22 protein-coding genes are annotated in these 23,585 nt (G+C 39.4%); 17 read left to right on the forward strand and 5 right to left on the reverse strand.

The window, feature by feature from the left end; all coding sequences use genetic code 11:
* Position 1: 1 nt before the first annotated feature.
* Complete coding sequence (locus tag A33Q_RS00290; RefSeq protein ID WP_051394788.1) at positions 2-1,615, forward strand: hypothetical protein; 1,614 nt, start codon at positions 2-4, stop codon at positions 1,613-1,615.
* Positions 1,616-1,685: 70 nt separating this feature from the next.
* On the opposite strand, the gene A33Q_RS00295 is transcribed toward A33Q_RS00290, so the two are convergent.
* From A33Q_RS00295 to tilS, 4 genes are all read right to left on the reverse strand, one after another.
* A complete protein-coding gene (locus tag A33Q_RS00295; protein WP_009035240.1) occupies positions 1,686-4,415 on the reverse strand; it encodes a hypothetical protein in 2,730 nt (909 codons plus the stop codon).
* Positions 4,416-4,512: 97 nt separating this feature from the next.
* Positions 4,513-5,451: a malate dehydrogenase gene (gene mdh, locus A33Q_RS00300; RefSeq protein ID WP_009035241.1), complete on the reverse strand. Its 939-nt coding sequence runs from the start codon at positions 5,449-5,451 to the stop codon at positions 4,513-4,515.
* A 149-nt stretch (positions 5,452-5,600) separates the two neighbouring features.
* A complete protein-coding gene (locus tag A33Q_RS00305; protein ID WP_009035242.1) occupies positions 5,601-6,137 on the reverse strand; it encodes a Crp/Fnr family transcriptional regulator in 537 nt (178 codons plus the stop codon).
* A gap of 3 nt (positions 6,138-6,140) precedes the next feature.
* Positions 6,141-7,457: a tRNA lysidine(34) synthetase TilS gene (tilS, locus tag A33Q_RS00310; protein WP_009035243.1), complete on the reverse strand. Its 1,317-nt coding sequence runs from the start codon at positions 7,455-7,457 to the stop codon at positions 6,141-6,143.
* A gap of 48 nt (positions 7,458-7,505) precedes the next feature.
* Here tilS and A33Q_RS00315 point away from each other — a divergent pair, with 48 nt between their 5' ends.
* The 9 genes from A33Q_RS00315 to A33Q_RS00355 all read left to right on the forward strand — a co-directional run bounded on the left by A33Q_RS00315 (position 7,506) and on the right by A33Q_RS00355 (position 16,919).
* Positions 7,506-9,185 (forward strand): OstA-like protein, encoded by a 1,680-nt coding sequence (locus A33Q_RS00315; RefSeq protein WP_016254406.1) that lies wholly within the window; start codon positions 7,506-7,508, stop codon positions 9,183-9,185.
* 129 nt (positions 9,186-9,314) lie between these two features.
* The gene (locus A33Q_RS00320) at positions 9,315-10,022 is read left to right on the forward strand and encodes a T9SS type A sorting domain-containing protein (protein ID WP_009035245.1); all 708 of its coding nucleotides are present in this window, start codon (positions 9,315-9,317) and stop codon (positions 10,020-10,022) included.
* Between the two features lie 71 nt (positions 10,023-10,093).
* Positions 10,094-11,026 carry an outer membrane protein assembly factor BamD gene (locus A33Q_RS00325; RefSeq protein WP_040489556.1) on the forward strand — a complete coding sequence of 311 codons (933 nt, stop codon included), beginning with the start codon at positions 10,094-10,096 and terminating at the stop codon, positions 11,024-11,026.
* A gap of 25 nt (positions 11,027-11,051) precedes the next feature.
* The gene (locus A33Q_RS00330; protein ID WP_009035247.1) at positions 11,052-11,366 is read left to right on the forward strand and encodes a DNA-directed RNA polymerase subunit omega; all 315 of its coding nucleotides are present in this window, start codon (positions 11,052-11,054) and stop codon (positions 11,364-11,366) included.
* Between the two features lie 2 nt (positions 11,367-11,368).
* On the forward strand, positions 11,369-12,577 hold the full coding sequence (gene coaBC, locus A33Q_RS00335; RefSeq protein WP_009035248.1) for a bifunctional phosphopantothenoylcysteine decarboxylase/phosphopantothenate--cysteine ligase CoaBC: 1,209 nt from the start codon (positions 11,369-11,371) through the stop codon (positions 12,575-12,577).
* Between the two features lie 39 nt (positions 12,578-12,616).
* Positions 12,617-13,519 (forward strand): type IX secretion system protein PorD, encoded by a 903-nt coding sequence (gene porD, locus A33Q_RS00340; protein WP_009035249.1) that lies wholly within the window; start codon positions 12,617-12,619, stop codon positions 13,517-13,519.
* Between the two features lie 44 nt (positions 13,520-13,563).
* On the forward strand, positions 13,564-15,216 hold the full coding sequence (gene recN, locus A33Q_RS00345) for a DNA repair protein RecN (protein WP_009035250.1): 1,653 nt from the start codon (positions 13,564-13,566) through the stop codon (positions 15,214-15,216).
* A 181-nt stretch (positions 15,217-15,397) separates the two neighbouring features.
* A complete protein-coding gene (locus A33Q_RS00350) occupies positions 15,398-16,213 on the forward strand; it encodes an enoyl-ACP reductase FabI (protein WP_009035251.1) in 816 nt (271 codons plus the stop codon).
* Between the two features lie 64 nt (positions 16,214-16,277).
* Positions 16,278-16,919, forward strand: a complete 642-nt coding sequence (locus tag A33Q_RS00355; RefSeq protein WP_009035252.1) for a DUF2911 domain-containing protein — start codon at positions 16,278-16,280, stop codon at positions 16,917-16,919.
* A 299-nt stretch (positions 16,920-17,218) separates the two neighbouring features.
* Here A33Q_RS00355 and A33Q_RS00360 read toward each other — a convergent pair whose 3' ends face one another.
* Positions 17,219-17,998 (reverse strand): prohibitin family protein, encoded by a 780-nt coding sequence (locus A33Q_RS00360; RefSeq protein WP_009035253.1) that lies wholly within the window; start codon positions 17,996-17,998, stop codon positions 17,219-17,221.
* 106 nt (positions 17,999-18,104) lie between these two features.
* On the opposite strand from A33Q_RS00360, the gene A33Q_RS22035 reads away from it, so the two are divergent.
* From A33Q_RS22035 to A33Q_RS00390, 7 genes are all read left to right on the forward strand, one after another.
* Positions 18,105-18,278, forward strand: a complete 174-nt coding sequence (locus A33Q_RS22035; protein ID WP_160169326.1) for a hypothetical protein — start codon at positions 18,105-18,107, stop codon at positions 18,276-18,278.
* A gap of 124 nt (positions 18,279-18,402) precedes the next feature.
* Entirely contained in the window at positions 18,403-18,960 is a 558-nt protein-coding gene (gene purN, locus A33Q_RS00365) for a phosphoribosylglycinamide formyltransferase (RefSeq protein ID WP_009035254.1), read from the forward strand.
* Positions 18,961-19,069: 109 nt separating this feature from the next.
* Entirely contained in the window at positions 19,070-20,596 is a 1,527-nt protein-coding gene (gene purH / locus A33Q_RS00370) for a bifunctional phosphoribosylaminoimidazolecarboxamide formyltransferase/IMP cyclohydrolase (RefSeq protein WP_009035255.1), read from the forward strand.
* 199 nt (positions 20,597-20,795) lie between these two features.
* Positions 20,796-21,908, forward strand: a complete 1,113-nt coding sequence (gene xerA / locus A33Q_RS00375; RefSeq protein WP_009035256.1) for a site-specific tyrosine recombinase/integron integrase — start codon at positions 20,796-20,798, stop codon at positions 21,906-21,908.
* 152 nt (positions 21,909-22,060) lie between these two features.
* Entirely contained in the window at positions 22,061-22,291 is a 231-nt protein-coding gene (locus A33Q_RS00380; protein WP_009035257.1) for an Imm27 family immunity protein, read from the forward strand.
* Positions 22,288-22,926 (forward strand): hypothetical protein, encoded by a 639-nt coding sequence (locus tag A33Q_RS00385; RefSeq protein ID WP_009035258.1) that lies wholly within the window; start codon positions 22,288-22,290, stop codon positions 22,924-22,926. The genes A33Q_RS00380 and A33Q_RS00385 overlap by 4 nt, the downstream gene beginning before the upstream one ends.
* Positions 22,927-23,188: 262 nt before the next feature.
* Positions 23,189-23,521, forward strand: a complete 333-nt coding sequence (locus A33Q_RS00390) for a site-specific integrase (RefSeq protein WP_235062759.1) — start codon at positions 23,189-23,191, stop codon at positions 23,519-23,521.
* The last annotated feature ends 64 nt before the right edge of the window (positions 23,522-23,585 follow it).

Raw genomic sequence — 23,585 nt, forward strand, 5'->3', positions numbered from 1 at the left:
GATGAAAAAATACCTGAGTTTAATTATTTTCTTCCTCATCTGTCTAGCTATCCAGAGTCAGACTTTACCCAATGAGTCTGTGCATGTGCATGTATCAAAATCCCTCTTAATTACAGGAGAGTCTATCCGCTTTCGTACTTGGGTTCAATCCGAAACCGGTCCAGCATTTTCAAAAATTGCCTATGCAGAACTCATTGACAGAAACAGCAATGCTGTAGCACAAGTGATCTTCCCATTGGAAAATGGATCAGGAGAAAATTATTTGTTAATTCCCAATACTCTAGAATCTGACCATTATATTTTCAGGGTATATACCAGAACAAGTCCATACTTGGGTCAAGAAGGAATTTACAATCAATTTGTCACGATAATCAACCCAAAACTTCCTCCAGGCCAAGCTGCTGACCAAGTGACCAAAAATACTTATTCAAGCATAGAGCACAGTTTTAAAACCATTGATCTCATTGAAACAGGGATCAGTACAAGTTTTGATCTACCATTAGACAATTTTCCCAAGTCAGAAAAAAACACTTTTTCCATTGCCTTCAAAAATCCTTTTCTCCCAAAAAATCAAAAAGGCTTTTTCAGAAAAGAGATCTACCAGCACATATCTCAAGTAAATAACCTGATTCCCGAGCCATACGGCCATATAATCCACGCCAAAACACTGGACTACCCCATTGACACGACGGAAACGTTTTTCCTTTCTTCTCATGGAAACCAATCCGTTCTCAATTCTTCCAAACCGGATATGGAAAGGAATTTGTACTTCGAACTTGGACCTTTAAAAGATTACAACTTTCTGATCGCTCAATCTGAAAAGCAGGAAAAACAATTGAACTTCTCCCCACAGTCCCCCTTTGCAGCATTTGAGTTCAAAAATGATTTTCACTTTCCAACATTGATTTTGGAAGAAAAAGACAAAGAATTACTTCAAAAACTGATTGTTGCAGGCAAATCCGAATCCTATTTTACGGAGGAGGAAATACAGGAGTTTTTACCGATTGCCACGGGATTTGTGGCAGACCGAACTTACCTGCTGGATGACTATACCCGCTTTGAAAATCTGGAAGTCACCTTAAAGGAATATGTTCCTGAGGTTCTTGTCAGAAGACAGTCCCGAAAAATGGTCCTCAAAGTCTTGGACAAGCCCACAGCTGGGGTCTTTCAGGAAAACCCTCTGGTTTTGATAGATGCCATGCCCATTTTTGATGTGGACAAATTCGGAAAAATGGATCCAAAAGGATTAAAAAAGCTGGAAGTGCTGTCAAGGGAGTTTTTTCTCAACAAAGACCGATTTGCCGGTGTAGTTTCTTTTAGCTCATTTGAAAATGATTTTGGGGGATTTGAATTGCCCGAAAACGCACTTTACCTGAATTACTGGCCTGTTCAGGCTCCAAAAAAATACATATCTCCCCATTTGATCAAAATTCCAAAACCTGATCATTTCCCTGACTTCAGAACCAAACTATACTGGTCTTCGGATTTTGATATCCATACACAAAAGACCTTTTATGCTTCAAGAGTTCATGGTGAGTTTGAGCTTGTTTATTCCTACTTTGATGAAAACGGAACCTGGCAACAAATAAGAGGAACCTTAAATGTATCGGAGTAATGAAAAGATATCTGGCAGGTTATTTCTTGCAACTTTCAAACCTAACAAGCCAGGGTATCTTATTCCTGATTTAAACAGGCAGCTTATACTCTTTGAATTTAGTACCTTCCCTTACATAAATGACATATTCATTTTGGGAAACAGAGTGCCTCAAATCTATGGTTCCTGTTCCCCCGATAGGCCTTGAGTTCAGAAGCTCACCTTTTAAATTGTACAGGTATACAAACTCCTGATCTCTGTCCACCACCACGAAGATGTTCCTATCTCCTCCAAAAGAGAAAAACTGGAAGGTCAGGTTTTCTGAAAAAATATCCAATGCAAAGAGCTGCTTACTTTCGGGATCCAGCACAGAGACTTTGTTGTATTCATGCACCGTAAACAGGTACCTGTCATCCTTTTGGTCTTTAATCAGTCTGAATTTGCTTTCCCGGTCAGGTCTTTCCAGTTGATTTCTATAGGCCAACTCTCCTCTTAAATTCACGTGCACTATTTCACCTTCACTACTCACAGTAACTACTCGGGTATCAGAGGCACTTCCCCTTTCGACCAGGATATAATCAGACTCTATTCCATTTCCGAGTTTAATTGGAGAACCAAGTTCAGCTTCCCCCCTTCTATTAAAGAAAAACAGCTCACCTGCAGAGCTCAGAGCCAGCATCCTATCCCCAACGCCTGCAATTCTATGGTGTGCCGGTTTTGAGGACAATGGGCTATTGACATTTTTTGGATTCCAGCCATCCAGTCCTTTTCCTGACCTGTCCAGCAAGAAAAGTTTACCTGCATCTGTTGCTACAAAATACCTGTAGTCTCTGTCATTGTTGTAATCTACAAGATTGAGATGTTGAATCTCTTCATTTCCTACAGGTGATACCGGAAATCCAGGGATCAAGCTTCCAAGTCTGTCAATAATATAAACTTGGTTTCCTGCAGCAAACAACAATTGCAGTTTGCCATTTTTATAATAATCCACTTGGAAAATAGCTGTACTGATTTTTGATTCCAATGGATATGAAAATACAACTTCCCCTTCTGAACTAATCAGATGCATTCTGTATTGCTCATCCTGCACTACAAATTCAGTACTTCTGTCCACAAAATTCTGGATAGCTTTGGGTCCGTAAACCAACTGACTTTCAAACTGAACGGATCTATTTTCACTCAAAACCACATCGGAAACTACCCTGATCGGCTGAGGATTATAACCAAACTCCAAACTGACCTGATCTCCTTCTTCTCTCTCCTTTACCTGCAAAGCCATCAATTCAAGAGATTTGAGTTGCGGGGCATATTTTTGAAAAAATGCTTTCCAAGTGGGAGATGAGGATTCTACAAGTGTATTGTACAGTTTCGGTATGTTCACAGACAAACTAAAGCCTGCATCAAGGGCTACATTTTCAATCAGGTCCTTATATGCTACTGATTTGCCCCAGATGTTATCAGAAAAATAATCGTCTATGTAAATTTTCATTGCTTTGCTGCTATTCGCAAAAACTAAATAATCACCAATGGAGGTAATGTAAGTATCCGGAAAGCCTACAAAACGCCCCTCAAAAAGATGCGCCGGGAATTCTTCCGCACTTATGATAAATATTTCCTGGTCCAGGTAAAAGTCTACGGGAATCAATGATAGGTCTGCCTTATCCACTCCTGCATTAAATTGCTTCAACAGCCGAACCTGTTGGTCTGCTGATTCTGTTTTGACCAGCAATACGCGATCCTGCTGTTCAGACCCGGCCATCTCAAAAAGCATGTACCCCATCTCCCCGGTCAGATCTTCTAAAAAACCTTTTTGGATCAAATTTTTGTCTATATCCCCTTTGAGCGTACTCTTATATTGGAAACCCTGATCCTGAATGGATTTCAGTTGCCTAGGATTCTGAAGATTGTAATTGAAATATGCAGCTGTCCTATTGCTTACAAAATTATGAAAATCAGACTTGCCTATTCCGCTGTTGTGTGACCAGTCCATTTCTCTCCCGTCAGCAAAAAATGCCAAGCCATCCAGCTTGATTTTTTCATCCTCGAACCTCAGCTCCAAATTTGCAGACACATTGCTTCTGGCAAAACTCTTGATCATCGTGAGATCCTTATCTCTTGTAATTCCTTCCATAAAACGGGCAATCCCTTGGCTTGAGATTCTCAAAACCCCCAATCCTTTTGGCTTTACAGTGGAAGCAAATAACTCTTTGTATTTTGATTTAAAATTATCAGTGCCACTGTTCTGAGAATACCTGATCGCTTCCTCAACTAAAAACGAGGTGTAGCTGATAAGAAGCACATTGTTGATCAGGGTATAGTTCAGGTTTCTCTCCAAATCAAGGCTTTGAAACTCTTTGATGGTAACGTTGCTGTAACTTCTAGTATTGATCTGAGAAAGCGGCGGGATGTTTTCTTCCAGTTTTTCCAAAAACCCAAATTCGGAACCTGGGCTAAATGCTATGGTGTAAAGAAAATCGAATTCCTCCCTTCCTACCGGATGCATGGAAAGTACAAACTGATTCCCTCTCAGCACCTTTTCCAATTCTCCTTCCTGACCAAAGAGACTATCTAAATGATTGAGCTGGTCAGCAGCCTGTTGCAGGGAAGGCATATCTGACATTCTTTCCCAAAATGGCTGTGAAGTAAATTGGTTCCAGGCCATGACCGGCTGGTAGGTTTCAAATACGAAAACCGCATCTGGCGAGACCAGCTCCAGAGCAGAACTTTTCCCAAACAAAAAATACTTTTGATAGATGTAATATCCTCCGCCAATGACTCCGGCTAGAATAAAGGTAATCAATAGAAACCTGATAACTCTCACAGACCTTGCTTGCTTATTTTTTTATTAGACGTAAAAAAATCAAAAAAAGTAAAAAATCCCGACCTCAGGCCGGGATTTTATGGAATTTAGGAAATAATTACTTGTTGGAAATCTTATCCAATACAGTCATTACTTCTTTTACATGTCCTCTGGAAACTTCCAAAAGTGCTTTTTCATCTTCATTGAGATCCAGTTCGATTACTTTTTCGATACCGTTTTTACCTAGAATCACTGGAACGCCCAAGTAGCAATCATCGATTCCATATTCCCCATCAAGTTTGATACAAACAGGGAATACTCTTTTTTGATTTTTCAGAATAGCTTCTACCATCTGAGCAGCTGCAGAACCCGGTGCGTACCAAGCTGAAGTACCCATCAACTTCACCAGTTCTCCACCGCCAAACTTGGTTCTTTCAATGATCGCATCCAGTTTATCTTTGGCAATCAATTCGGTAACAGGGATACCCGCCACTGTAGTATATCTTGGAAGAGGCACCATAGTATCACCATGGCCGCCCATCAGGATAGCTTGAATTTCTTTTGGGGAAATATCCAATTCTTCTGCGATAAATGCTCTATATCTGGCAGTATCCAAAATTCCGGCCATTCCCATCACTTTGGTTCTTGGAAGCTTGGAAGTGATATGCGCCTGGTAAGTCATTACGTCAAGTGGGTTAGAAACTACGATAATGATCGCATCAGGAGAATGTTTGATTACATTTTCTGTAACAGACTTCACAATACCTGCATTGGTTTCGATCAAATCGTCTCTGGTCATTCCAGGCTTTCTAGGAAGACCCGAAGTAATTACCACTACATCTGAATTGGCAGTTTTGCTGTAGTCATTGGTGCTGCCCACTGTTCTGCTATCGTATTGGTTGATTGGGGCTTTTTGCCATATATCCAAAGCTTTGCCTTCGGCAACTCCCTCTTTGATGTCTATCAAGACAATTTCTTCGGCAATTTCTCTGTATGCTAAAACATCAGCACAAGTAGCACCCACATTTCCGGCGCCTACTACGGTCACTTTAGTCATGAATTTATGATTTATTGTTTGTATTTATTTAAATTTTTCAAAAGTCCCGCTAAGTTATTAAACAATGCCAATTATATGAAGTAATCAGTCTGATTCCTTAGCGAATAGGTCCGATGATTTGCTAAATGGTATATATAAAATCTATTCGGTCATCTTTCTTCATTGGATATTTTGTCAAACATTTCATTTAGATTGAAAAATCCGAATGAGCTTTTATATGATTTGAATAGCCTGTAATTGTTCTGGTTGTAAAATTCAGCCAAAGAAGTCATCATTTTGGCTTTGATTCTGGAATGGGAGTCAAAAATCTCCTGAATGGCAAAATGAGGTATTACATACAGCTCTGCTTCTTCTGAGTCCACAATTGAAGTATAAATCCTCTTAACATTCTCCAAAAGGGCATTTTCTCCAAACACTTCGCTTTTCCTCACCTCATTGATTTTTTCGAAATTATCCTTTACATCTATAGTAAGCCGGATTTTCCCTGATTTGACTATGTAGACAGCCTGACTTGGATCCCCACTAAAAAACACCACTTCATCCTTTTTGTATTTCCTAAGGTGCAGGGCAGGTAAAAACCTGGACATTTCCACATTTTTAAGCCTCGCAAAAAGATAAGTCTGCGCAAGAAATTGAAATGTCTCCAGTTCTGAAGCATTGAAGGTTTTTGAAAATGGATTAATCATGACTTATCTTTTTTTGAAATACAAAATATGCTTACTCTCTTCTTTACACTTAAACTGTTCCGCTATTCTATACCCTACGACCCAGATGATTTGACCTCCTGATTCCAGTACTGCTACTTTCTTTTTCTCAACTAAAGGCACTTTCAAATCTATCAAAAAATCAGATACCTTTTTTTCCTTTTGCATGCCAAGAGGCATAAATTTATCTCCTGTTTGCCATTTTCTCAATTTAAGGGGAAATCTGAGTTTTTCCTCATCGAACATGGCATTCTCTGGATTTTTATCTAGTGGAAAATCCTTTTTTACGTGTAGCAGGTCATATTTTCCAAATTTAAAGGACATAGAAATGTCATTCTTTTCTATGGATTGCGATTCCCATTCAAAATCACTTCTGGCAAGAATTAAATATTCACGGTCAAGATTCAAAAAGTATTCATCTGAGTGAAAATTTTTACCGGAATGTCCTTCTTCAATAGCTTTTATCAAGTCTTCCACATCTGAAATATTGAACCCGTAATTCCTGAGCCAATAATAGATCATGGAGGATTTTCCAGGTAGATTGCCCAGACATTTCAAGGCCAGATACTGGGCATCTCCTTCATTGATGATATTTTCTTTTTGCCAATTGTCAAAAAGATGAAAAAAGGCTTTCCCCGTGTCTTTGATCCTGTCGAAACTATCATTTAAACTTCTTAAAGCATCCGGATACCCTTCCTCCAATGCCGGAATGACAATTTTTCTGATGAAGTTCCTTTTGTAAATCAATTTTTCATTGCTGCTGTCATCCCTCCAAGAATAGCCTTTGTCCAGCATGTAGGCCATCAACTCCTCTCTTTGAAACGGCAGCAAGGGCCTGATGACATCAATTTTCTTATCGGCCATGCCATATACTCCTTCTATTCCTGTCCCCCTAAGCAAATTTAAAAGAACTGTCTCTATTTGATCTGTGAAATGGTGCGCAACCAATACCCCATCAAGTTTTCTTTCACGGATCAATTCCGAAAACCAATCATAGCGGATTTTTCGGGCTATCATTTGGGTGGATTGCCCAGGCACTTCAAATGCATCCGGAAGTACTTTATGGATGTGATTGATTTTCCCCCATTTTTTGGCCAGTTCCTCAACAAATGCAGCATCTCCATCACTTTCTTCAGCACGCAGCCCAAAATTGACATGCGCTATTTCAAATTCAATATCAGCTTCTTTCAACAAATACCCCAAGCTTACACTGTCCAGCCCTCCACTGAGGGCCAATAAATACTTTCCTTTTTGATCCAAAAGATTTTTTGACCGTATATGTTGGATTAATCGCTCTACCATAATCCAAAAATATCATTTTTGGTTAATTTTGAGCCGACCAATCTTCAAATGATTAAAAACACCCTATTCATCTTTCTTCTTTTCCTAGGATTCAGTACCCAAATGGCTCATGGACAAGATTCCAATACTCTTGAAATCCAACAGGCTGATTTGCTTCAGGGAGCTGCCGGCTTTGAAAGGCTGATCGACAATGTGCGCATGAAGCACCAAAACTCCCTGATATACTGTGATTCGGCTCATTTTTTCAGGACTGAAAACAGAGCCAAACTTTTTGGAAACGTGAGGATTGTAGACACCCAGGATCCCGTCACCACCAATAGCAGATACGCCGAGTATGACGGAAATACTAAAATTGCCAAACTTAGGGATAAGGTAGTATTCAGAAATGAAGAGACTACCCTTTACACAGACTTCTTGGATTACAACAGAGCAACCGGAGTAGCAAATTACTTCAACGATGGCAAAGTGGTGGACTCGACCAATGTGCTAACCAGCTTAAATGGCGTATATGAAACAAGAATTGAAAAAATCACTTTTACAGAAAACGTGGTTTTGGTCAATCCGGATTACACCCTCAAAACCAACTTCATGATCTACATGACAGTGCCCAAAACTGCCGAAACAGTAGGTCTCACCAATATTGTTTCCAAAGAAGGAGACAAGCTGAATGCTCAAAAAGGAAGCTTCTACGATACAGAAAGAAAAATCTTCAGGTTTTATGATGGGGATGTAGAGACAGCTACCAGTAAAGTCTATGCCGAGGTACTCTATTATGATGAAAACCTGAAATATTACGAAGGCCGGACTGATGTAAGCGTTTACAACAAAGAAAGAGATGTAGAGATTTTCGGAGAAGAAGGAAAATATTGGGAGGACCGAAAATACAGCATTGTATATGGGAATGCCCTGGTTCAAAAATACTTCGAAAAGGATACGATGTTTATGATTGCCGATACACTGATATCCCAAGACAGCGAACTGGAAGAGGAAAGGCACTTATTGGCCTTCCGCAACGTTCAGATGATCAAATCTGATCTTTTTGGGAAATCTGATTCATTGGCTTATATCTATTCTGATTCCACTATACACCTATACAGGGATCCCATTTTATGGAATGATAAAAGTCAGATCACTGCTGATTCTGTCAGGTTCTTGATTGCAAATGAAGAAATTGACAGAGTGTATCTCAATAGAAATGCATTCAACATCACAAAAGACACTTTGAACAATTTCAATCAAATGAAAGGGCGTAAGATGACAGGTTATTTTAAAGAAGGTCAAATTTCGCGCTTTCATATTGAGGGTAATGGAGAATCCATATATTTTGACGTCATTGGTGATTCTACACTGCGCGGAATGAATAAAATGCTTTGCGCCAATATCATGATGTTCTTTGAAGAGGGCAACATTCATAAAATCAACTGGTTGGTCAAACCTGAAGGAGAATTCAACCCTCCACACCTTATAAAAGAGGAAGATAAGCTTTTGGAAGGTTTTACATGGCGGGAAGAAGAAAAACCCAGCATGGAGTTAATTTATGCTTGGCGGACTCCAAGAAAAAGAGAAGAAGTTCCTGAAGATTTATTTAATCAGCCGGATGTGTTGATACAGCGCCCAAGTGATGAAGAACTGCAAAAATTAATAGATGAAAAAATTAAATCCGGGTCTGAAATGAAGTTATTGGAAATGCCGAATGTTTCAAAGGATCCAGAGAACGATGACGGTTAAAAAAAATTTTACAGAGCTTAACAAAAATTAACCCCAACATAGTATAAAACTGAAACCTATTTGGTATTTTTATTCGTAGATGAAATGAGTTATAAAAAGAAAAATTAGGGCTTATTGATAAAATTCTACATGAAAAGTATTCTCAAATTTTTGATATGTGGCATGTTTATGCTTCCCCTCGCTGTAGATGGGCAGGTTCGTGTGCTTTCTGAGAATATAGAATTCAGTGGAAAAATCGGCACTTCTCACCGCAAATCCCTCATCATTCAAAACGAATCCAAAGAAACCAAAGAATATACCCTCAAGTATTTGAGAGGAAATATAGGTTCTTCTCAAAACATCAAAGTATGTATAGCTGACAGGTGTTTTGATCCGAGAAAAGAACTTGCTAAGATCAAACTTGACCTGAAACCAGGAGAAATCTTTACAGATCTTTACCTTGAATTTGACCTGGGTATTGCAGAACTCAGAGGGAACTTCGACTTACACTTTACCAACCCGAATAATTCAAGAGATGTATTTATGATTGAAGCAGTCTATGAAGTTTACAATCCATCCATAGACGAAACCAATCACAAAGACATTTCTTTGGGCAGTGTTTTCCCGAACCCTGCCATCAGTACAGCCCAGATTGATTATGAATATAAAAATCCCAATGCCACAGCAAAAATCAGTATCAACAGCTTTATCGGCAATCCTGTAGCTGAATATCTCTTAGACCCTATGCAAAAAAGCCTGGTCATCAATGTGGCTGACCTCAATCCTGGAGTATATTTTTATACCTTATTTGTCGACAACAAGAATATTGTTACAAAAAAGCTCGTTGTCAAAAAGTAAGCACAATTCCCTTACACTGGTAAAATTTGATACCAATGATTAATCCCTTATATTTGCGCCTTCCAATGATGATGAAAAAAAGAATTCCCCTTTATATATCCCTGTTTTTACTTGTACTGATATCTGCTTGTGGACCTTTCTACAAGCTGGAAAAAAGTACTAACTGGGAAGAACTGTATGAAGCTGCCAACAATTATTATGAGCAGGGGGAATATAACAAAGCAATTATCCTTTACGAAAAAGTACTCCCTGTCATCAGAGGAAGTGAAAAAGCTGAAATGGCAGATTTCAATTATGCCTACAGCCATTTTAGGATGAAAAGATATATAGAGGCAGCGGGGTATTTCAATACTTTCTACCAGACTTACAATAGAAGTCCTCTTGCAGAAGAGGCCCTTTTCATGAATTCATACTCACTTTACCTGGATTCTCCTGACTACAATTTGGATCAAAAAAGCAGTAAAGATGCAGTCAACGCCATTCAGCTTTTCATCAACAGGTTCCCTCAGTCGGACTCCTATGAGAGAGCCATGTCCATGATAGATGATCTTCAAGTTAGGTTTGAGAAAAAAGCTTATCAGGAAGCTATCCTCTATTATAAATTGACTGAAGGATTGTATCCGGGTGATTTTTACAGAGCCTGTATTATCAATTTCCAAAATTTTGCTAAAAATTATCCAGACTCAGAGTACAATGAAGAGCTTGCATACAAATTGATCGAAGTTTCACTGGCCTATGGTCAAAGGAGTGTCTTCGACAAAAAAGAAGAAAGGTTGAAAAATGCAATCAGCTTTGCAGATCAATTCCAAAGAAGATATCCTGAAAGTAAATATCTGGGCTCCGTGCAGCCACTGATCAAAAAAGCAGATTCCGAACTGATTGCTCATCAAAAGTTCAAAAAAGAGTATGAGGAAAGACTGGCTAAAGCCAGGTTGGAAGCAGAAGAAGCTGAAGCAGCCGGACCTTCCACTGAAGTCACTTCGGCCCCTCCAATAGAAAATTAAACAGAAAACATAAATAATCAATCATATGGCTATCAATCCATCCATCATTACCAGAGATTTGGATAAAATTTCAGACCAAACCGGAAACCTGTATGAATCCATTCATATTATTTCCCAAAGAGCCAAGCAGATTTCTTCTACAATGAAAGAAGAGCTTAACAACAAACTTTCAGAATTTGCTTCAACTGTTGACAATTTGGAAGAAGTATTTGAGAACAAAGAGCAAATTGAAATTTCAAAGTTTTATGAAAGGATGCCAAAACCTACTACTTTAGCAATGGAGGAGTTTTTGGAGGAAAAACTTTACTACCGCTATCCGGACGAAACTATTGAAGAATAATAATGCAACTGAAAGGTAAAAGGATTTTACTGGGTGTCACAGGCAGTATTGCTGCTTATAAGTCGGCACATCTCACAAGATTATTAGTCAAAGAAGGAGCAGAAGTACAAATCATCATGAGTACTTCTGCTCTTGATTTTATTACTCCCCTGACTTTGGCCACATTATCTAAAAATCCTGTTTATCATCAATTTCACGAATCAAATACCGGAGTCTGGACAAATCATGTTGAACTAGGACTTTGGGCTGATCTTTTTTTAGTAGCTCCTATCAGCGCCAACACGCTGGCGAAGTTTGCCAATGGACTTTGTGATAGTCTCCTGACAGCAACATACCTATCAGCAAGGTGCCCGGTCATGATTGCTCCTGCTATGGATCTTGACATGTACCAACACCCTTCTGTCATCAACAACCTCCATCGACTTTCATCATTTGGAAACATCATTCTTGATGCCGAATCAGGAGAGCTGGCAAGCGGGCTTTCGGGCCAGGGCCGTATGATGGAGCCAGAGCATATTTTGGAAAAGGTGCTTTCCCATTTTCAAAGTGACAAAGCCTTCTCCGGTAAAAAAATATTGATCACCTCAGGTCCAACCCAAGAAGCCATAGACCCTGTCAGATTTATCAGCAATCATTCCAGCGGAAAAATGGGAGCTGCCATTGCCGAAGCTTTTGCTTCCCAAGGCGCGGAGGTTCATTTAGTCTTGGGAAAAGGAGCTAAAAAACCTAAGGACAGCAGTATTCATATCCATCCCGTTGTCAGCGCCCAAGAAATGTATGATCAAGCAGTTCAAATTCACCCTTCCGCAGATATTGCTGTTTTTGCTGCAGCGGTGGCAGACTATGCTCCGAAGCATATTGCTGATGAAAAAATCAAAAAAGGCGGGGATTCCATGTCCATTGAACTGATCAAAAATGTGGATATTGCACTAGCGCTAGGAAAGAAAAAAGCTCCTCACCAAACCCATATAGGCTTCGCTTTGGAAACAGAGAATGAGGAATTTCACGCCAAAGAGAAGCTCTCCAAGAAAAATTTCGACCTTATCGTTCTCAATTCCATGAGAGACGCCGGTGCAGGTTTTCAAACTGACACCAACAAGGTCCGTATATTTTCTGAGGATGGAACGGAGGTCAATTCTGACTTATTGCCTAAAGAAAAAATAGCTCAATTGATATTGGAAAAATTAAAGCAGCTACCGGTCAAAATCTAAGGCCAAATATTTCGTTATATTTTCATAATTGTCTGAGCAATGAAAAACTGCTGTCTTCTACTCCTTTTATTTTGGGGCATGTTTCCCGCAACAGCTCAGGAGCTCAATTTCCAGGTTATTATCAATTCAGACCGGGCAAGAACCCAAGAAACCAGGGTTTTTGAAGACATGAAGGCCAATTTTGAGCAGTTTATCAATGGGCGGACGTGGACAAGTGACCAGTTTCAACCAACCGAACGTATCAAAGGAAATATCCTCATTACCATATCTGATATGCCTCAGGTCGGCTTTTACAATGCCACAGTTCAGATTCAGTCTGTAAGACCAGTTTATGGCACAAGCTATGAAAGTATGGTCCTTAATTTTATTGACAGAAACTGGTCTTTTGAATTTCTCCAAAACCAGCCTTTGGAATTCAATCGCTTTTCTTTTTTGAACAATATCAGTTCCCTATTGGCCTATTATGCTTACATCATCATTGGTTTTGATTATGACAGCTTTGCCTTGAGAGGGGGAGATCCCTATTTTGAAATTGCAAACAACATTGTCAACAATGCCCAGCAGTCCCCAAGACCGGGATGGCAAGCCAATCCAAATGAAAGAAGAAACCGCTATTGGTTGGTCAATGACATTTATACTTCCTCCGTATTTGCTCCTATCAGAGAAGCCATGTACCTCTATCATAGAAGAGGGTTGGACTTACTTACTTCAAAACCTGAAGAGGGCTACAAAAACATGGTAAAAGCCATTCAACTTGTGGCCGAGGCCAACCAACAACAACCCAATGGAATCTTTACAATAGCTTTTATAGATGCGAAGGGAGAAGAGATCAGTAAAGTCCTTAAAAATGCACCTCTCGAAATCAGAACAGAAGCTGTAGAAAGTTTGATGAAAATTGACCCCAACAATGCCAGAAGGTACAATGATTTACTGAAAGGTTGATCAGTTTTTATTAGATTTGTCCAGACAATATTTTTGAATCCTTCATGCTCAAATCACTCAGTATTTCCAATTACGCTCTTATCCGTGAACTTCAAATGAAGCCTTGTTCGGGGCTCAATATGATCACCGGTGAAACAGGTGCTGGAAAGTCCATCATGCTGGGGGCAGTAGGATTGCTTTTGGGAAACAGAGCTGATACAAAAGCGCTATTTGAGGAAAACAATAAGTGTGTGGTTGAGGGGAGTTTTGATATTCAAAGCTATGGGATTGAAGATTTTTTCAAAAATGAGGACTTGGACTTTGATCAGGAATGCATCATCAGAAGAGAAATCAGCCCCTCTGGCAAGTCAAGAGCATTTGTAAACGATACCCCTGTAAGATTGGAAACGCTCAAAGAACTGGGCAAAACACTGATGGACATTCATAGCCAACATGACAATTTACAGCTGGGTGATGGTGCTTACCAATTGGCACTGGTAGATGCCTTTTCCAATTCCAAAAATGAATTAACAGCCTATCAAGAGTCCTATAAAACATGGAAAAAAAGTAAGAAGGCCTATGAACAGCTCAGGGAACAGTCCCTTGAAATGAAAAAAGAGGCCGATTTCAATAAATTCCAATTGGAAGAATTGTCAGTACTCCAATTACAGACAGGCGAGCAGGAAATCTTGGAAAGCGATCAGGAAGTCCTCGAAAATGCAGAAGAAATCAAGGCCAAAATCCAGGAAATCCTCAACCAACTTCAAAACGAAGAATTTGGAGCATTACGGATGCTGGCCATTGCAAACCAAGGAATCGGTCAATTGGGGCGACTTGCCCACAAATTTGAAAGCTTTCAAGAGCGGTTCCAAAGCATGCTGATTGAGCTCAAAGATATCGCCGCCGAACTGGAGGATGAAGATAGCATGGTGGAAGTAGATTTTGAAAAGCTGGAAGCTGTCAGGGATCGGCTTAATAAGATCTTTCATCTCCAGCAAAAACATGGAGTGGACTCTGTAGAAGCACTTCTGGTACTGGAACAAGAACTGTCGGAAAAAGTCCTTAAAGTTGAAAACCTGGACGAAGAGCTTGAAAAGCTCGAAAGACAAACACTGGAATCAGAAAAATCCCTGAAAGAAAAGGGACTGGTTTTAAGCAAAAAAAGGAAAACATCTTTTGAACCTTTTGCCACTGAGCTTGCTAAGCTTCTTCAGCAATTAGGAATGGAAAATGCATCTGTTGAAATATCATCTCAGCTTACCACGCCTGGAAGAGATGGCATGGATCAGATAGATATACTATTTTCTGCCAATAAGGGCGTAAAGGCACAAGCTCTAAAGCAAGTGGCTTCAGGTGGTGAATTCTCCAGGTTGATTTTTGCAATCAAATATATCATGGCCGATAAAATGGCCCTGCCTACCTTGATTTTTGATGAGATCGATACGGGTGTATCCGGAGAGGTAGCTCTGCAAATGGTGAGAATGATGCAGGACATCGCCAAGAAGCATCAGGTTATTTGTATATCCCACCTTCCACAGGTTGCAGCCAAAGGCGAATTACATTATTTTGTTTTTAAAGACAACAGTACAGAAAAAACTATTAGCAAGGTAAGACTGCTGAGTCCTGAAGAAAGAGTCAATGAGATTGCAAAAATGATTGCAGGAGCGAGTCCTTCCCAATCCGCAGTGGAAAGTGCCAAGGAATTATTGACCAACTGAGCTGCAAAGAGTTAGTGCTTTTTGTTTCAGCGTACTTTGGAAGTTTTTAGCTAGACTCAGAAAATGGAATTCACATCCCTATGTCACATACACCTTTCCGGTTCATTGCAAATTCAAGCAATATGGAAATTTTCCCTATTTTTACCCTTTCAATCAAGAACCAACCTTAATCAAATATAGTATGGCAGAGAATTTATTAAAAGGAAAAGTAGGCATCATCACAGGTGCATTGGATGAAAATTCCATCGCTTGGAAAACTGCGTTGAAAGCTCATGAACAAGGAGCCAAATTCGTTTTGACCAATGCTCCGATCGCAATGAGGATGGGGGCCATCAAAGAATTGGCTGAGCAGTGCGGGACCATCGTCATACCGGCTGATGCAACTTCTTTGGAAGATATAGAAAAACTTTACTCCGAGGCCAAAGAATATCTCGGCAGTGATTTCGACTTTTTACTTCACTCCATCGGCATGTCACCAAATATTAGAAAAGGGCGCTCGTATGGAGACCTAAACTATGATTGGGCCATGAAATCCTATGATGTTTCGGCTATTTCTTTTCACAAAATGATGCAGGTAGCTGAGAAAATGGACGTCATGAAAGAGTGGGGTTCCATCATGGGGCTGTCCTACATTGCTGCTCAGCGGGTATTCCCATTCTATACAGATATGGCTGATGCCAAGGCCCTGCTCGAAAGTATAGCCAGAGGCTATGGTTACCGGTTTGGGAAAGCAAAAAAAGTAAGGGTAAACACCATCTCCCAATCCCCGACCAAAACTACTGCCGGAACAGGAATTGGGGGATTTGATGCTTTTTTCAACTTCGCAGATAAAATGTCTCCATTGGGAAATGCATCAGCAGAAGCCTGTGCTGATTATATCATTACCATGTTTTCCGACCTGACCAGGTTTGTGACCATGCAAAACCTCTTCCATGATGGTGGATATTCCACAACCGGTATTTCTGAAGAGTTGATGGAACAGTTTAAGGATATTTAAAAATACCTTATCCATAAATCAGCATAGTTTTAGAACAATTTTAGCTACAAAATTTTAACCGAAAATGAATTTCAAAACTTTGATTCCAGCAATTGTTGCAAGCTCCTTGATGATGGCCTGTAATACCGAAAAATCAGTTCAAACTCAGGATTTAAGAAGTGTTGAGGGTATCAGCCAATTAGAACAGGAACATACACTTGAGAAAACAAGCTATGCAGACAGTGTCAATGCAGGCTTGGTAGAAGATACATTTAAAGGAAGTGCTAGAAGAGAAGCAAAAGGCAGTATAGGAAATGCTGACATCACTGTGAACTATGGGTCTCCTGGCAAAAGGGGAAGGGTCATCTGGAATGGCTTGGTTTCGTATGACCAGGTCTGGGTAAGTGGATCGCATTGGGCGACTGCCATTGACTTTTCAGAAGACGTGATGATTGGAGACACAGAAGTACCCGCCGGCATGTATGGTTTTTTTACCATCCCTGGAAGAGAAGAGTGGACCCTGATTCTCAATAAAAACTACGATCAGCATTTGGCTGATGATTATGATCAATCAGAGGATGTGGTCAGGTTGACTGTAAGTCCTGAGGAATTGGAAGAAGAAGTACAACGTCTGACTTATGAGGTGAAAATAGAATCCGGTAATCATGGAGCAATCTCTTTGATGTGGGATAAGGTGAAAGTGAGTTTGCCTGTAAGGACTGAGTAAAGTGAAGGATTTAACCAATTAATATAATACAAAGGGAGCAAATATTCGTTGCTCCCACTTGTTTCTTGCTTTCCCAATGCTCGGGACAGGCTTGGCACCTCGCTCCTACAAATCCTTGATTCATTTTTCGAAATTATGAATATCGAATATCGAATGATGAATTTCGAAGGCACCGATTCTCTCGCTTTTTTTCATTATTTCGGATTTACGAAGGACGATTTAGGAGGCCTTGCGATAATTATATCTCCCCTCCTTTTTTTCATCCTTCCTACCTCATCCTTCATCCTTCCTCTACTTCTCTACTGATTATCAGAATTGATCAAATAAGGTGTTTTACCGTCTGTGATGATGATTTTGGCATTTGGGGAGTTGGCCAACTCTCGGAAAGCTTCAATACTTCTGAGTTCTATGATTTCCCGAACCAGACCTTCTGCAAGGATTTTTTGGGCATCTCGCGTTCCTTCTGCTTCAATTCTTCTCCGTTCGGCTTCTTGCCTTTCCCTATCCAACACATACTCCATTTGCTGGGCTTCCTGTTCGGCTTTGAGCTTTCTTTCAATGGCCCTGCTAAGTTCTACCGGTAGCTGAATACTTTTCATCAAAACCCGCTCTATCACAAATCCTCTGGGCCTCAATGATTCGTGCATGCGGTCTTGTATGTTTTTCTCAATTTCTGAACGCATTCCAGAGTGCATGTCCTTGGCCATGTATTGTGCAGTAACATCTGCTGCGGCAGACCGAAATACATTCAGGATCAAAACCCTCTCATAGTCCTCTCCCACATCTTCGAGGATAAAGGGTACCTGCTGCTTTTCAATACTGTATAATATGGAAATCTCCGAATCTATGGTCAGCCCTTCTTTGCTGGGCAGGTTGAGCTTCACCTCTTGATTGACAGTACGGATAGGCACTTTGATCACCCGGGAAGTAAATGGGTTGAAACCTACCAAGCCGGCATCTGCGACATCAGGAGAAAGCTTGCCAAACTTACTCTTCACTCCTACTTCTCCCTGCCTGACAACTGCACAGGAGCTTACAAGCATTGCCAGCACAGTTAATATTAAAGATATATTTTTCATAGGATTGTTTTTAGTTTACTTAGCCTACGAAATCAAATTTTAAAAAGATTCCAAAAACAAAAATAAATTGTATAAAATTTTATTTAATAAAACATATATAGTAAAAATGCGTTGGAAGGCACATTGTTCTGAGTCTGACTTTACAAAAATCATCGCTTGTATCCTGACGAGAATGTTGGTCTTTGCTGCGAGAAATATTCTCCAAATCGAATTAAAAATCCGATTTATCCGTGTTCGACCTTACAAATGTCGAACAGCGGAGTTTGCTGTCATCGTTTGAGTATCCTGCCCTTTTTACAAAAGCATTCCATTTTAAAAATGGTATTCTGCTTTTTTGTCCTGTAATTTTCTTTGGAGACTCGAATCATGCTAAGTAATTTTACACTTCAATAAAATAAAAGCCCTTGAAAAATATAGCTATTCTGGCCTCAGGCAGTGGCAGCAATGCTGAAGAGATCTTCAAATACTTTACAAAATCTAAAAAAGGCAAGGTTGTCCTTATCGCATCAAACAAGGAAGACGCATACGTACTGGAAAGGGCGAGAAAGTTTGAGGTGCCTTTTTTCACCTTTTCAAAAAAAGAACTGGAGGCCGGTTTGGTTGTTCAGAAGCTTCAAGATGCAAAAATTGATCTGCTGGTCTTAGCAGGCTTTTTACTCAAAATCCCTATAAACCTGATTCAGGCATTCCCTGACAGTATTGTCAATATTCACCCCGCCTTATTGCCAAAATATGGTGGAAAAGGAATGTACGGAATGCGGGTACACCAAGCTGTGAAAGATCAAGGAGAAAAAAAAACCGGGATCACCATACATTTGGTCAACGAAAATTATGATGAAGGAAAAATCATATTTCAAGCAGCAGTACCCATTTCCAGTTCCGATACTCCCGAGGACATTGCATCTAAAGTACATGAATTGGAGTACAAATACTTCCCAAATGTGATTGAAAGCCTGCTTTAATGCATTGGTTTTCCTACCTTTGGCACTTGAAAATTTTCTTATCAAAATATAGTCACATCATCTGAATCCAAATTCCGGCTTCCATTCCTTTGTGACAGATCACTACATTATGGCTAACAAAAAAATACAATCCGCACTTATCTCTGTCTTTTACAAGGACAATCTTGAATCAATTATTGCTCTTCTCAAAGCAAATGATGTCACCATTTACTCTACAGGAGGCACCCAAAAGTTTATCGAAGAACAAGGAGCAAAAGTAGTTCCTGTAGAGGAGCTCACTGGCTATCCTTCAATTTTTGGCGGCAGGGTAAAAACCCTTCATCCAAAAGTATTTGGTGGAATTCTTCACAGAAGAGAAAATGAGGGCGATGTATCACAAGCTGTTGAGTTTGACATTCCTGCTATCGATCTGGTAATCGTTGATTTATACCCTTTTGAGGAAACAGTTTCCTCTGGCGCATCGGAGACGGATATTATTGAAAAAATTGACATTGGTGGCATCTCTTTGATCCGTGCAGCTGCCAAAAACTTCAAGGATGTAACCATTATAGCTTCCAGAGATCAATATGGCGAACTGGAAGAAAAACTGAGGACACAGAATGGCAGTACTACCATGGAGGATCGAAGGTACTTTGCCGCACAGGCTTTTCAGGTATCTTCCCACTATGATACCCATATTTTTAATTATTTCAACAGAACTGAAGAAATCCCTGCCCTTAAAGTATCTGAAAACAAATCCAAAGCACTCCGATATGGAGAAAACCCGCATCAGGCAGCGCATTTTTATGGAGATCTTACCGAAATGTTTGACCAACTGAACGGTAAGGAACTTTCTTACAACAACCTTGTAGATATCGATGCTGCTGTCGCTCTAATCGCTGAGTTTAAAGGTGAAACTGCCTTTGCCATCCTCAAGCATACCAATGCCTGTGGCTGTGCAACCGCCTCCACCGTAAAAGAAGCTTACCAAAAAGCATTTGCTGCTGACACTACATCAGCTTTTGGCGGAGTATTGGTGACTAATCAGAATGTGGACCTGGCTGCTGCCGAGGAAATGAACAGCTTATTTTTCGAAGTTTTGATCGCACCATCATTTGATGAAGACGCATTGGCAGTATTGAAAAGTAAGAAAAACAGGATCCTTTTATTGCAGAAAATCGATGCTCCCGGAAACAAGCAAATCAAGACCTTACTCAATGGAGTAATCGAGCAGGACAAAGACCTCAACACCGAAAGCAAAGCTGATTTTAAAATTGTAACCAAGCAAGCTCCAAGCGAATACGAAAAAGATGCTTTGGTATTTGCCGCCAAAATCTGCAAGCACACCAAATCCAATACAATTGTATTGAGTAACAGCGATCAGTTATTTGCCTCAGGTGTTGGTCAGACATCGCGGGTAGATGCCCTCAGACAGGCCATAGAGAAGGCCAAATCTTTTGGTTTTGAATTAAACGGAGCTGTGATGGCATCGGATGCTTTCTTCCCATTCCCTGACTGTGTGGAAATTGCCCACGAGGCGGGTATCACCTCGGTGGTTCAACCTGGCGGCTCCATCAAGGATCAAGACTCCATAGATTTTTGCGATGCCAATGGCATGAGCATGGTCATGACCGGAGTGAGGCATTTCAAACATTAAGATCAAAGGAATCCGGCATCCGGAAATCACAGATTCCGGGTCGTATATTTTGCGCATACAATTTAACCCCTGCATCAACTGCAGGGGTTAAATTTTTTAAATAATCGGATAATTAACCGTTTAATATGTCATCAAATTCCAATTAGATTGAGGAAGATTATACTTTTATGAAAAGAAATGTTTTTTAAAACTGATTTTTATGAAAAAGCTGGTTTTAAAAAATGATTGGATAGGCGATCATCCAATCATAAGGATAGAGTTCCCTTATGACTTTGAGCTCAAGCAATTGGTCAGGCAATTTCACGGTTCCAATTGGGACACGGGGATGAAAGTTTGGTGGGTTAAATATTCAGACAGCAGGTTGTCGGAAATGCTTCAGTTTTTTAAGGGAAAAGCGTGGTTGGATTACAGTGAGTTAAAAAAGGCTACTATCCCTCAAGAAAAGATAAAAATAATTCTTCCGGATCTTTCTTCAGAGAAGATAAAGGCCATTCAGTGCTTCGAGGATTGGCTACGGAATAAGCGGTACAGTGAAAATACTATAAAAACATACAGGGATGCTATATCTGTATTTCTGAGGTTTTTTGAGAACAAACGAATAGAGGAAATAGAAAACTCCGATTTAGAAAAATTCAATACAGCGTACATACTTGCCAATGCTTATTCCAGTTCCTACCAAAACCAATTTGTCAATGCCATCAAATTATTCTTTTTAAATCGAAAGGGTGAAAAATTCAATCCTGAAAATATCTACAGGCCAAAAAGAGAGAAGGCATTGCCAAATGTATTGAGCAAGGAAGAGGTAAAAAAGATATTGGATTCCATTTCAAATATCAAGCATAAATCCATGATCAGTCTGATTTATGCATGTGGACTAAGAAGAAGTGAATTATTAAACATTCAATTAAATGATATTGATCCAAACAGAAAGTTACTTTTTATCAAACAAAGCAAGGGAAAAAAAGACAGAGTGGTTCCTATTTCTGATAAGCTTATTGAATTATTGAGAGCGAATTATAAATCAGAGCGTCCAAAAGTTTACTTATTTGAAGGGGAGAAAATAGGCTCGAAATATACAGGTAGTAGCTTACAGCAGGTGCTAAAACAGGCAATAAAAAAAGCGAAGATAAAAAAGCCGGTAACCTTGCATTGGTTACGACACAGTTATGCCACTCACTTATTGGAAAGCGGTACGGATTTAAGGTACATTCAGGAGTTGTTAGGGCACAATAGCAGTAGGACAACGGAAATTTATACCCATGTGAGTAAGAAAAAAATTTCAGAAATAAGATCCCCTTTTGATGATTTATAAAAAAACTATTGTTTTAAATAATTTATGCTAATTTGGCACCAAGCTGTCAGTATTTGTCAGCTTGGTACTATAAATACGTTATTATAAATAAGTTGGGCAACATTTTAGAAGACCAACCACCGAAATAAGAGCAATCTTAAAAATTACAATGAATGGAAAAGGAAATAATTGGAAAGTGGATTTTTAAAAATGGAGAAGTTATTCCTGATTCCAATTGCTTCTTAATCAAGTCAATGATCAAAAACGACTTAAAGGAAATAAAAGTAAGTGAAGACGGATGGATTAAGCAATATGAAGATAAAAATGGCATTATTTGGGAATTGACTTATCCTGAAAGTCATTTACAAGGTGGTGGCCCCCCGAAATTGAGACAGATTAAATGAAAAGTTTATTAAACATAGTGCTTTTGTTTTTTACAAGTACACAAATCTATTCACAGACTTATCTAACTTATGAAGTAATAGAGAAGGCTGAATCTCATTTAAAACAAGCCGTTGGCGAAGAACTGTTTAATTATTTCAAACTTGACCCAGATTCTTACTATGAATACAAAAATAGAACAGGGAAAACCAAATGGGAAAACATCAATAAAGGGAAAAAGACTAAAGGAGATTTTGTAAATGGGAAAAGCATTAGGTTTATATTAAACCATCCAGAATTTCAATATCAATATGTGGACAAAAGAATTTCTGTCCAATTAGCTTCTGACCTAAGTTTGAATTCTGAAATTAACTTAGATAGAATTCCAAAATATCTGTTAGAAGGAAGAAAGTCTGATTGGCTTAATGAAAATCAGCTTGATAAGATTATTGAAAATCAAGGGTTAAAAAAATCGGTAAAGAACCCAATAAAGCGACTAGAATTTGACTTTGATGAAAGAAAATACTATTGGATGGTCTTTAATACTCTTTATGAAGAAAAGTGCTATTCTGATGAAGAACTTTTGCATATAGACCCAAAAACAGGCCAAATTCTAAAGCATTATGAAGAACGACATTATGTTATGCATTGCCACTAAGGAAATAAAAACGTTGCCCAACATTGCCTAAGAGCAAGCGGGCGGAAAGTGCTAAATTGAAAGAGATTACCTTTAACAAACCTTGGTCGTGGCGGACAGGGAATAGGGTTTTAAAGCCCGCCTGCTCTTAGCCTTGACCGTTGAACTAAACCTCCTTCGTCGGTAGTTTTAGACCTAAATTTTAAGAGTCTGATTTTTAGATATTTACCTTAAATTTATTCCATGTTTAACCATTAATTGATTTAATCATGGAAAAAAAAATTTGCGCCGAAGAATGTATGAGGAGATGGTTTACAGGCATTATTCTCCTAGAAGTATCAAGACGTATCTTAGTCTGGTATCTGTAGTATCAGCCCATTTTGGGAAAAGTCCGGACACGATCAGTATCCCCGAATTAAAGGATTATCTTTTTAAGAGGATTGAAGCCGGCCAACTTTCAGTATCAAGCATCAACCAGACAATCAGTGCCTTTAAAATACTTTTCAAAGACGTACTTGAAAGAGATTGGGAAACTATCAGGATCAAACGGCCAAGACGTCCCAAGCTGCTTCCGGTTGTATTTGGATCTGCTACATTTGATTGGACATTAAGTTAAGCTCGATTAACTTAGTAGATATGGAAAAGAAAAAAAGAAGGTCATTCGATAAATACTTCATGTT

Source organism: Indibacter alkaliphilus LW1, assembly GCF_000295935.2.
In the GTDB taxonomy this organism is placed as follows: Bacteria; Bacteroidota; Bacteroidia; order Cytophagales; family Cyclobacteriaceae; genus Indibacter; species Indibacter alkaliphilus.

What these genes read in the sequence shown, in the direction of transcription:
- tilS (WP_009035243.1), bottom strand. Translation starts at nt 7,457, where the DNA reads ATGGTAGAGCGATTAATCCAACATATACGGTCAAAAAATCTTTTGGAT.
- purH (WP_009035255.1), top strand. Translation starts at nt 19,070, where the DNA reads ATGGCTAACAAAAAAATACAATCCGCACTTATCTCTGTCTTTTACAAG.
- A33Q_RS00360 (WP_009035253.1), bottom strand. Translation starts at nt 17,998, where the DNA reads ATGAAAAATATATCTTTAATATTAACTGTGCTGGCAATGCTTGTAAGC.
- A33Q_RS22035 (WP_160169326.1), top strand. Translation starts at nt 18,105, where the DNA reads ATGCGTTGGAAGGCACATTGTTCTGAGTCTGACTTTACAAAAATCATC.
- xerA (WP_009035256.1), top strand. Translation starts at nt 20,796, where the DNA reads ATGAAAAAGCTGGTTTTAAAAAATGATTGGATAGGCGATCATCCAATC.
- mdh (WP_009035241.1), bottom strand. Translation starts at nt 5,451, where the DNA reads ATGACTAAAGTGACCGTAGTAGGCGCCGGAAATGTGGGTGCTACTTGT.
- A33Q_RS00315 (WP_016254406.1), top strand. Translation starts at nt 7,506, where the DNA reads ATGATTAAAAACACCCTATTCATCTTTCTTCTTTTCCTAGGATTCAGT.
- A33Q_RS00380 (WP_009035257.1), top strand. Translation starts at nt 22,061, where the DNA reads ATGGAAAAGGAAATAATTGGAAAGTGGATTTTTAAAAATGGAGAAGTT.
- A33Q_RS00320 (WP_009035245.1), top strand. Translation starts at nt 9,315, where the DNA reads ATGAAAAGTATTCTCAAATTTTTGATATGTGGCATGTTTATGCTTCCC.
- recN (WP_009035250.1), top strand. Translation starts at nt 13,564, where the DNA reads ATGCTCAAATCACTCAGTATTTCCAATTACGCTCTTATCCGTGAACTT.
- A33Q_RS00355 (WP_009035252.1), top strand. Translation starts at nt 16,278, where the DNA reads ATGAATTTCAAAACTTTGATTCCAGCAATTGTTGCAAGCTCCTTGATG.
- coaBC (WP_009035248.1), top strand. Translation starts at nt 11,369, where the DNA reads ATGCAACTGAAAGGTAAAAGGATTTTACTGGGTGTCACAGGCAGTATT.
- porD (WP_009035249.1), top strand. Translation starts at nt 12,617, where the DNA reads ATGAAAAACTGCTGTCTTCTACTCCTTTTATTTTGGGGCATGTTTCCC.
- A33Q_RS00290 (WP_051394788.1), top strand. Translation starts at nt 2, where the DNA reads ATGAAAAAATACCTGAGTTTAATTATTTTCTTCCTCATCTGTCTAGCT.
- A33Q_RS00330 (WP_009035247.1), top strand. Translation starts at nt 11,052, where the DNA reads ATGGCTATCAATCCATCCATCATTACCAGAGATTTGGATAAAATTTCA.
- A33Q_RS00385 (WP_009035258.1), top strand. Translation starts at nt 22,288, where the DNA reads ATGAAAAGTTTATTAAACATAGTGCTTTTGTTTTTTACAAGTACACAA.
- A33Q_RS00350 (WP_009035251.1), top strand. Translation starts at nt 15,398, where the DNA reads ATGGCAGAGAATTTATTAAAAGGAAAAGTAGGCATCATCACAGGTGCA.
- A33Q_RS00325 (WP_040489556.1), top strand. Translation starts at nt 10,094, where the DNA reads ATGAAAAAAAGAATTCCCCTTTATATATCCCTGTTTTTACTTGTACTG.
- A33Q_RS00305 (WP_009035242.1), bottom strand. Translation starts at nt 6,137, where the DNA reads ATGATTAATCCATTTTCAAAAACCTTCAATGCTTCAGAACTGGAGACA.